This is a genomic window from Shewanella sp. Isolate13, assembly GCF_022398325.1.
In the GTDB taxonomy this organism is placed as follows: Bacteria; Pseudomonadota; Gammaproteobacteria; order Enterobacterales; family Shewanellaceae; genus Shewanella.
Genome location: NZ_JAKEVD010000080.1, coordinates 1 through 705, shown reverse-complemented (window position 1 = coordinate 705; position 705 = coordinate 1). Strand labels below are relative to the sequence as shown.

The 705-nt window shown below is 42.4% G+C and carries 2 rRNA genes; both read right to left on the bottom strand.

What is annotated here, in order from left to right:
• Positions 1-193, bottom strand: a 23S ribosomal RNA gene (locus L1D44_RS21710); the annotation flags it as partial.
• Between the two features lie 313 nt (positions 194-506).
• A 16S ribosomal RNA gene (locus L1D44_RS21705) occupies positions 507-705 on the bottom strand; the annotation flags it as partial.

Sequence of the window (705 nt, the reverse complement as noted above, 5' to 3'; positions counted from 1 at the left end):
TCAGTTCCCCGGGTTCGCCTCATTAACCTATGTATTCAGTTAATGATACTAGCTTATGCTAGTGGGTTTCCCCATTCGGACATCGTTAGCTCAAATGCTTGTTACTAGCTCGCCAACGCTTTTCGCAAGTTACTACGTCCTTCATCGCCTCTGACTGCCAAGGCATCCACCATATACGCTTAGTCACTTAACCATACAACCCAAATAAGTCTCTATGAGAATATCCGTTTGTTTTATCAGGGTAGATAAGACAGTCGTATCGCAACTAATGGTTTCTACTTTCGCCAAAATTAGAATTTTAATCACAGTCGTTAAACTGTAATCCAAGACACTTAATGTTAAGTGTTTTGAGAACTCAATTTTTAATTTCGCAATAATCTTTCGATTATTACTATCAGCTTTCCAAATTTTTAAAGAACGATATCAACTACGTGAAGTAGGATATGTTTGCTCATTAACAAGCAATCTGTGTGAACACTCAACAACTATTAAGTTAGTCGTATAGGTAAGGAGGTGATCCAGCCCCAGGTTCCCCTAGGGCTACCTTGTTACGACTTCACCCCAGTCATGAACCACACCGTGGTAAACGCCCTCCCGAAGGTTAAGCTATCTACTTCTGGTGCAGCCCACTCCCATGGTGTGACGGGCGGTGTGTACAAGGCCCGGGAACGTATTCACCGTAGCATTCTGATCTACGATTACTAG